Source organism: Hydrogenivirga sp. 128-5-R1-1 (genome assembly GCF_000171895.1).
Genome location: NZ_ABHJ01000041.1, coordinates 1 through 4,766 on the forward strand (window position 1 = coordinate 1; position 4,766 = coordinate 4,766).

The 4,766-nt window shown below is 27.3% G+C and carries 5 protein-coding genes and 1 pseudogene; all 6 read right to left on the minus strand.

Annotated features, from left to right (window positions below; translation table 11 throughout):
* A pseudogene (locus HG1285_RS05970) lies at window positions 1-605 on the minus strand (cell division protein FtsA); the annotation flags it as partial.
* Between the two features lie 2 nt (window positions 606-607).
* On the minus strand, window positions 608-1,285 hold the full coding sequence (locus HG1285_RS05965) for an FtsQ-type POTRA domain-containing protein (protein WP_008288263.1): 678 nt from the start codon (window positions 1,283-1,285) through the stop codon (window positions 608-610).
* Window positions 1,278-2,165 (minus strand): D-alanine--D-alanine ligase, encoded by an 888-nt coding sequence (locus HG1285_RS05960; RefSeq protein ID WP_008288264.1) that lies wholly within the window; start codon window positions 2,163-2,165, stop codon window positions 1,278-1,280. Before HG1285_RS05960 ends, HG1285_RS05965 begins: the two co-directional genes overlap by 8 nt.
* On the minus strand, window positions 2,158-3,021 hold the full coding sequence (gene murB, locus HG1285_RS05955) for a UDP-N-acetylmuramate dehydrogenase (protein WP_008288265.1): 864 nt from the start codon (window positions 3,019-3,021) through the stop codon (window positions 2,158-2,160). The genes HG1285_RS05960 and murB overlap by 8 nt, the downstream gene beginning before the upstream one ends.
* Window positions 3,008-4,057: an undecaprenyldiphospho-muramoylpentapeptide beta-N-acetylglucosaminyltransferase gene (gene murG, locus HG1285_RS05950; protein WP_008288266.1), complete on the minus strand. Its 1,050-nt coding sequence runs from the start codon at window positions 4,055-4,057 to the stop codon at window positions 3,008-3,010. Before murG ends, murB begins: the two co-directional genes overlap by 14 nt.
* Window positions 4,050-4,766 (minus strand): FtsW/RodA/SpoVE family cell cycle protein (locus tag HG1285_RS05945; RefSeq protein WP_008288267.1); only part of this gene is annotated, 717 nt, incomplete at its 5' end. The genes murG and HG1285_RS05945, both read right to left, overlap by 8 nt.

The following is a 4,766-nucleotide window of genomic DNA, read 5'->3' on the forward strand; positions in this document are numbered from 1 at the left end:
TCTTTTTCTTCTGGATACAAAACAGAAGACGATGAAGCTATAGGATTATACACAAAGTCTATAACTGAAATTCCACTGTTTTCAATAACTTTTTTTAAGTTTGCAAATGTGTTTATTTTACTTAAAATTACATGAAATTCACCTTGAATTTTAGACGCTAAAAACCCTCTTGGGTCAATTACCTCATCTATGTCATCAAGTATAAATCTTTTTGGTATTATATGGATTATTTGATTTTGCTCTTTTTGTAGTTTTTCAGAAATTTTTTGTGTTAATGTTGATATATCTGTGTCATCTATTTCCTTTTGATTTGTACCATAGGTTAAAAATTCTGAAATATTTTCAAATTCTATATGTGCATTACTTATATTCACAATGGCACTACTTATACTTACTCCAGATGTGGTTTCTGCATCAGATATTGCTTTTCTTATGCTGTCAATCACGTTGTTTGGTTTTACTATAAGTCCTTTTTCTATACCCTCTGTTTTACTTTCTCCAAAACCAATAATATTCAGCTCTCCAGTATCATCAAAATCACCAACTAAAACTGTTGTTTTATCTGTTCCTAAGTCTAACGATATTAAAATTCTATTTTTCCCCATTTTCATCTCCTTGCTATTATCATTGAATCAAAACTAAAGTTCAAGTATTTGTAATTTTTTATATTGACTTTTTTTATAAATTTTTCCATTTTATTAATCTGGGAATAGATATTTTCAGTCTTAAAAACTAATATTTTATCATTTGATGTAAGGAATGAAATTTGTTTGTTATTTAAAATAATTTTCTTTAATTTAAAGTTTTTGCTTAATTTGTAATTTAAATCAATTATTTTTTGAATAAAATTTAATTTCAACTTTTCATTTTTTGAGTAAATATAAATTTTAGTTAAATTTTTGTCGTCAAATTTTCCTTCAAGTATTACTCCATCTTTATCAACTGTATACTTTTTACCTTTATAATAAATAACAGCTATAGGCTGTCTTTCAACAACGTAAATATTTATTGTTCCAACAAACAGTCTTTTTATGTATATTTTTTTTATAATTTTATATCTTTTTAAAAGTTCATTTTTAACATCTTCTTCATCTACAAAAAACCAGTTTTGATGTGAAAATATATCAATCAGGTCTTTTTTCTTTATTTTATCAGTTCCTACCACTTGTACTACTTTAATTCCAACTAAATCTTTGAAAAATGGTATTTTTGGTAAAAAATATCCGAAGGAAGCACAGAGCAGTATCCATATGGAAATTATTAATAATTTTTTACTTTTATTCACCTAATGCTCCTTCTATTATCTCATTTACTAATTCTTCGAACGATAGACCTATCGCTTTAGCAGCTTTTGGTAAAAGGCTGTGCTCTGTCATACCTGGTATTGTATTTATTTCAAGAACGTACGGAGTATTGTTTTTATCAATAATCATATCTATTCTAACTGCACCTTTACAGTTAAATACTTCCCAACATTTTTTTGCAATTTTATTTATTTTCTCTTGAAGCTTTTCATCAATTTCAGCAGGGCATATGTAGTTCGTTTTAGACGAAATGTATTTGTTCTTATAATCATAAAATCCATCATCAACTACTATTTCAACAATGGGAAGTATTTTCCCATTTAAAATGCTAACTGTTATTTCTCTTCCTTTTATAAACTGTTCAATTATTATGTTTTTATAATCTTTCAAGTGTTTTAAAGCATCATTTAAATCTTCTTTATTGTTTGCTATGTATACACCTATAGATGACCCTTCTTCAGATGGTTTTACAACAACAGGAAATTTTATATTGTCTTTACTGAAAGTTTGTGGAACAGGAATATTTTCAGAAGACAATATTTTTTTTGTTAACACTTTATCCATACAGACAGCAGATGTTTTAGGATTACTTCCTGTATATTTTATCCCTAAAAATTCAAGTAAAGACTGTATTTCTCCATCTTCACCACCTTTCCCGTGGAGAGATATAAATGCTAAATCAGGATTATAGTTTTTTATTTCTTCTATAAATTCAAATCCTTTTACAGGGTCAAAAACTTTGTAGTTATATCCTAATAATTTCAGAGCATTTTCAACAGCTTTTCCACTTTTAATGGAAATTTCTCTTTCTTTTGAATTCCCTCCGTATAAAAGAGCTATTTTTATATCTTTCTTACTCAACTATTCTTATTTCCCTTTCAAATTTTATATTAAAAACCCTTTCAACTTTCCTTTCGGCAGATTCTAATAAATTCATTAAATCTTTGAATGTTGCATTTGAGTAATTTACTAAAAAATTTGCATGTTTATCTGAAAAACCTATGTCTCCTATCCTTTTCCCTTTATAACCTATTTCTTCCAGAATTTTTCCAGCAAAATTGTTTGGAGGATTTTTATATGTTGAGCCTGATGTTGGTAAATTTAAAGGCTGTTTTTTATTTCTTTCTATTAAATGGTTTTTTATTATTTTTGCTATATCTTTTTTACTTTTTTTCAGTTTTATAGTAGCTTTATAGATAAAACCTTCTTTTTGGAACTGGGTTGTCCTGTAAGAGTACTTTATTTCATTTTTTTTTGAAAGATGCTCATTTGTATCAAAATCTATCCAGAGTACATCTTCTATAATATCAAATATTTCATTTCCAAAGGCTCCAGCATTCATTGCAACAGCTCCACCTAAAGATGCAGGTATTCCAGAAAGATTTTCAAAACCTTCTAAATTAAATTTTTTTACCAGATTTATAATTTCTTTAAAACTTACTCCTGCTTCTAAATTTAAATAAAAAAGGTCTTTTTCTTCTTTTATCTCTATGTTTTTTAGAAATTTTGTTGAAATAAATATGTAATCTAACGTCCCATCTTTAAAAATTGTATTACTTCCAACTCCAATAAAAACTAACTTTTTATCTTCGTCTTTTGATTTTTTAATTAGGAATTTTATGTCGTTGAGACTTTCAGGAAAATATAACTTTTTAGCTTTTCCTCCGATTTTTATAGTTGAAAAATTTTTTAAATCTACATTTTCATATATTTTCATTTTTTAGTTCTTTATAAATTCTTTTTTCTGCATCTGTTATTGATAATTCTCTTATTTTATCTTCAAATTTTGAAAAATCAATATTTAATAAATTTTCAAATTCTTTATAAATTTGTGAGATATTTTCCTCAGTTATCACTTTGCATAGATTTTTTTCCTCAAGCCATTTTACATTGTAATATTGATGGTTAGATGCAGCGTAAGGATAAGGGATAAAAATCGCATATTTCCCAAAAGTTAGGATTTCATTTACTGTAGAAGCTCCTGCCCTGCATATTACCAAATCAGATACTTTATACAGCAAACCCATATCTTCAAAATAGTCAAATGCTATTATATTTTTAGAAATATTTCCCAGCTTACTTTTCCCTTGAATATTTATAAAAATTACATCTTTGTGTTTCTCAGCAAGTTTTAAACAAATCTCATTTAATTTTTTTGCACCCTGACTTCCGCCAAAAATCAGGACTACTTTTTCCTTAGCGTTTATATTTAGTATTTTTCTTGCTTCTTCCTTTGTAAGTGATAATCTTTTTAATAAGGATTTTCTTATTGGAAGACCTGTTAAGTGAGTTTTTTCTTCTGGGAAATATTTTTTTGTATATTCAAATGTAATAAATATTTTTTTTGCAAATTTAGAAAGGAGTATATTTGAGTATGAAGGAATAGAGTTTTGCTCGTGTATGTATAGGTCTATGCCGCTGAGCCAGCTTGCAATCCCAAGAGGAACAGATGTATATCCTCCAAAACATATAGAAAATAAAGGTTTTTCTTTTTTTATTATTTTTTTTATTTTAAAGGCTGTCTTTAAAAGCTTGTAAATAGAGGATGGTTTATTTAATATTCCTTTTCCGCGAACACCTTTTATATCAAATAAGTATTTTTTTCCTAAAAAATCTTTCTCCGACTCAATACCATTTTTGGTTCCAAAATAACATATTTCATATCCGTTTTTATCTAAAAACTTTGCAACTGATAAAGCAGGATAAAAATGCCCTCCAGTTCCACCACCTGCTATGAAAACTTTTTTAACCATAATCTTCCTCTGTAAATATTGATTTTATAGGTTCTTTTGAAATCCTGAGAAGAATTCCGGCAGCCGTGCAGTTTATTAAAAAAGAAGAACCTCCATAGCTGATAAAAGGGAGAGTAAAACCTGTCGGAGGAAAAAGCCCTATATTAACTAATATATGAAAAAGAGCCTGTAAAACTATCATATAGGTTAGTCCAATTCCTAAAATTTGTGTAAATATATCATTTCTATTTAATGATATGGTTATACCTCTAAACAAAAGCAAAATAAACAATATTAATATAAAAATGACACCCAAAAATCCAGTTTCTTCTCCTATTAAAGCAAGTATATAATCTGTATGAATTTCAGGTAAGTAATAAAATTTTTGTGTTCCAGCACCAATACCTTCTCCAAATAATCCTCCCTTTGCAAAAGCAAGCAGAGATTGTAAAACCTGATAGGAACTATTTGAACCGTCCATAGGGTTAATAAATGCTTTTAACCTTTTCAAGGCATATGATGAATGAAAAATGAAATAAAAAAATACTAAAAAAGCTGGAATACTTAAAGTTAATATTTTAGGAAGTGAATAATAAGAAGATGATATTATAAGAATTGATAAAATCAAAATAAATAAAGCAGCCCCTTTGTGAGGCTCAAAAAATATAAGTGTTGCTATAAAAACAGGTATAGAAAAAACAGTAAAAAGTTTACTCCAGCTGTTTAAATT

Coding starts and splice junctions, on each gene's coding strand:
- murB (WP_008288265.1), bottom strand. CDS start 3,021: ATGAAAATATATGAAAATGTAGATTTAAAAAATTTTTCAACTATAAAA.
- murG (WP_008288266.1), bottom strand. CDS start 4,057: ATGGTTAAAAAAGTTTTCATAGCAGGTGGTGGAACTGGAGGGCATTTT.